This is a genomic window from Caballeronia choica, assembly GCF_001544535.1.
Lineage (GTDB): Bacteria > Pseudomonadota > Gammaproteobacteria > Burkholderiales > Burkholderiaceae > Caballeronia > Caballeronia choica.
The window spans coordinates 1-3,355 of sequence record NZ_FCON02000332.1 but is presented as its reverse complement, the minus strand read 5'-3'; the positions used below and the strand labels follow the sequence as shown (position 1 = coordinate 3,355).

At 61.0% G+C, this 3,355-nt stretch carries 4 protein-coding genes and 1 pseudogene; all 5 read right to left on the bottom strand.

What is annotated here, in order from left to right; translation table 11 throughout:
- Positions 1–65: 65 nt before the first annotated feature.
- A pseudogene (tnpC, locus tag AWB68_RS43390) lies at positions 66–1,436 on the bottom strand (IS66 family transposase); the annotation flags it as partial.
- A gap of 30 nt (positions 1,437–1,466) precedes the next feature.
- On the bottom strand, positions 1,467–1,811 hold the full coding sequence (tnpB, locus tag AWB68_RS43385; protein WP_087650247.1) for an IS66 family insertion sequence element accessory protein TnpB: 345 nt from the start codon (positions 1,809–1,811) through the stop codon (positions 1,467–1,469).
- Positions 1,808–2,224 carry an IS66-like element accessory protein TnpA gene (gene tnpA / locus AWB68_RS51015; protein ID WP_374729666.1) on the bottom strand — a complete coding sequence of 139 codons (417 nt, stop codon included), beginning with the start codon at positions 2,222–2,224 and terminating at the stop codon, positions 1,808–1,810. Before tnpA ends, tnpB begins: the two co-directional genes overlap by 4 nt.
- 349 nt (positions 2,225–2,573) lie before the next feature.
- The gene (locus AWB68_RS50445; protein WP_235028847.1) at positions 2,574–2,888 is read right to left on the bottom strand and encodes a hypothetical protein; all 315 of its coding nucleotides are present in this window, start codon (positions 2,886–2,888) and stop codon (positions 2,574–2,576) included.
- Between the two features lie 240 nt (positions 2,889–3,128).
- Positions 3,129–3,355 (bottom strand): transposase domain-containing protein (locus AWB68_RS43370; protein ID WP_143282043.1); only part of this gene is annotated, 227 nt, incomplete at its 5' end.

The following is a 3,355-nucleotide window of genomic DNA, read 5'->3' as shown; positions in this document are numbered from 1 at the left end:
GTCGCAACGACGTCGAAGGACAGATCCCAATGTTTATCGAGGTTTCAGAAGGAGGTGCACAATGAACGCCCCATTGCTACACAACGCAGGGCATTTTCTGCGAGTACATTGCTTATCTCGGCGCGTCCGTCCTCGCAGTAGAACGTGAGCGCCGCCCAGTGGTTCAGCGAGTAGTTGATCGCGCCCGTGAGCGTAGACTTCTTCGACAGCGTCGCAAGCTTGGCCCTGATCGTCGATTCGAACGTGTTGAGCAGAGGCTTGCTCTTCTCCTGCCGCACACGCAACCGCTCATCGGGAGGTTTGCCGCGAATGTCGGCTTCGATGCTGTAAAGCTCTCCGATCATCTCGAGCAGTTTCTGGGTATCCGGAGTCGGCGTACGCTCGTGAACGTCGTATATGTACCTCCTCGCGTGATCCCAGCATGCCGCTTCGAAGACGTCGCCGCTTACGTACAGCTGATCGAAGCCGGCGTAGGCATCCGCCTGCAGGATTCCCTTGAAGTTGGCGAGGTGCGTTTGCGGATGAACACCCTTGCGGTCCGACGAGTACGTGAACCAGACTGCCGCAGGCTCCGTCGAGCCCGAGCGTCGATCGTCGCGCACATAGACCCAGAATCGGCCGGTCGTCGTCTTCTGGTTGCCCGGTGTGAGGACGGGAACCGTCGTGTCGTCGCCATGGAGCTTGCCGGCAGCCAGCACGTAGCGCTGGATCGCCTCGACCAGCACCATGCAGAGTTCGACGATCTGGCCCACCCAGCGGCCCATGCTGGCGCGATCAAGCGTCACGCCGTCGCGGGCCGCGATCTCCGACTGGCGATACAGGGGTTGGTGATCCGCGAACTTCGATACCGCGATATCGGCCAGCAGGCTTGGATGCGCGATGCTGCGCTCGATCGGCAGGCCCGGCATCGGCAGTTGTTCGATATAGCCACAGCCGGGGCAAAGCAATTTGCGCCGGATCGTGCGGATCACCTTGAATGCCGCGGCTACGCGCGCGAGCTGTTCGGAGACGTCCTCGCCCAGCGGCTGCATGGTCGTCGCGCACCTGGGGCAGAGCGGATCCGGCTCGAGTACGATCTCCTCGCGCGGCAGGTGCGGCGGGAGCGGCTCTCGCGAAGGCGATTTGCTGGCCGGCGCATTTGGTGTCCTGTCGCGCTGGTTACGCGCCTCGACAACACCCCGGCCGGCCGTCAGGTCCTCCAGCTGCGCCTCGAGCTTGTCGATCTGCTTCGCGAGTTGTTCGGACTTGCGCCCGAAGTGCATCCGCCTGAGCTTGTCGATCTGCGCCTTCAGGCGCTCGATCTCGTCATCTCGCGCGGCGAGTTCCTCCGCCATCTTCGCAATCGATGCCTGGTGCTCAAGCAGCGATGCCTGTTGCGCGAGCACCATGGCACGGAGCTCGGCGACGGTATCGGGAAGCGGCGCTTGATCGGACATGCGTCGCAGTTTACGAGCCTTCCTCGCGGTTTACAACATCGAGAGTGCGGCGGTGCGTCGTGGCTGTCGCCAGTCGATGCCCTCGAGCAACATCGACAACTGTGCACTCGTCAGATGGATCTTGCCGCCATCGGCCTGTGGCCAGATGAAACGCCCTCGCTCCAAGCGTGTCGCGAGAAGCCAGAGTCCATCCTCAGTAGCCCAAAGCACCTTCACGAGATCGCCGCGGCGCCCGCGGAAGACGAAAACGTTACCGTCCAATGGATTCTCATTGAGCGCTGTCTGCACCTTCGCCGACAGCCCTTGGAAGCCGCAGCGCATGTCGGTGATGCCGGCAACGAGCCAGACACGCGTGCCCGCCGGCAGGCCGATCATCGGGCAAGCTCCCGAATGAGCAGCCGCAGCAACGCCGGCGAGACCTCACCGGAGATTCGAACGCGTGCACGATCAAATTCGATCTCGCAGACGTTATCGGGCATCGAGTTGGTATCGTCGGTCATGGGCGTTGCCTCCGAAGGCTCCGCGACAACGCTCACTGGAAGAAGTACCGTCGAGCTGGCATCAGGTTTCGAGGCCGCCGCCACATGCTCTGGACATGGCGCGCCGAACACGCCTTGCAGATACTGACGCCGCCACCGGAATAGCAAATTGGTGTTGACGTCACTACGGCGCGCAACCAGCGAAACCGAAGCTCCTGCTTCGAAGGTCTGCTCGACCAGGTGCCGTTTGGTCTCCACCCGAAAGTTTGGTCGCTTGACCTTCGCGATCCGATTCAATGTCTCGTCCACTTTAGCTCCCACCAAATTATTTAGTGGGAACTAAACTACCAACCGGTTCGCTCAGCCGTCGAGAATGGCCGTCGCGAGCCGCTTACAATCAAGCCGGTGGCCTGAACACGAGAGCCGGTCCTGCCGCTGACCAAGACGCTAGAGCTCCAGCGGCACCGGTTTCATTAGCGCCGCCGTCGGGCGAGCACCTTCCGCCGCATCAAAAGTTGCCGATCTCGATCGCGAGGGAGGGTGACCGAGTTAGCTTGCTGCAGAGGTCGCACGTGTCGCCCAGCCGCCCCCATTACGTGCAGCTTGCCCTGGAGAAGCCGCAGCTGAAAAGCTGGAGCGCACCGATTGATGAACGGCCTTAGAAGGGGCGCCCTTTACGTTTCTTCCGCCGTTCCTCTGCCAGCGCCTGCTCGTCGGCCTCCTCGCTTTCGAAGCCGAGTTTGAACGCGGCGAAATCATCGAGCCTGTCCGCCGGACGGCCAACGAGGACCGTCAACACGTCATTCGCAAATTCCAGGCAGGCCCGATGCCATGCGGGCGAGTCGACCGGAAAGTCTGCCGGGTTCTGCTTGCCCTGGGCCCTACGAATTGCCGCCACCGATAGGCTGAGCGCTTTGGCTTCCATATGCAGCGCGCTGTCGGGAATGATTTCGAAGGGTTTCTTATTTCTCATGTACTGGTTTTCGGAATTCGCTTACAGATACTTTAATCATATCAACTTACCTGCGCTCAAAACAACCAACTGCGCCCGGAAGAAGCGTCGTGGAACTGTCGTTCTCGGTAAGCGGCTCGGCAGGGCCGGTCCCCGATTCGCGCGCGCGTGGGGCATGATGTGAGAGCGCTGGGGAGGTCCGGGTAGATCATGTGAAGATCGTTCCATGGTCGTGGACACGATCGATCTGGATCTGCCCGGTCAAACCGTGGGCGTGGGCGGAGTAGCCGGCTTCAGTTTGTCGGCCACGTTCCAGGGAAGCAGTTCGTCGATGCGGTTGACCTTGTGGTCCGCAATATGAGTGAGCACGTATTCGAGGTAGGCACGTGGGTTGATTTCGTTGAGTTTGCACGTACCGATGAGACTGTACATCGCCGCCGCGCGCTCACCGCCGCTGTCGGAGCCAACGAACAAATAGTTTTTCCTGC

Bases quoted from the DNA above. Each gene is read 5' to 3' on its own strand.
- tnpB (WP_087650247.1), bottom strand. From the start codon at position 1,811: ATGATCGGCCTGCCGGCGGGCACGCGTGTCTGGCTCGTTGCCGGCATC.
- AWB68_RS50445 (WP_235028847.1), bottom strand. From the start codon at position 2,888: ATGAGAAATAAGAAACCCTTCGAAATCATTCCCGACAGCGCGCTGCAT.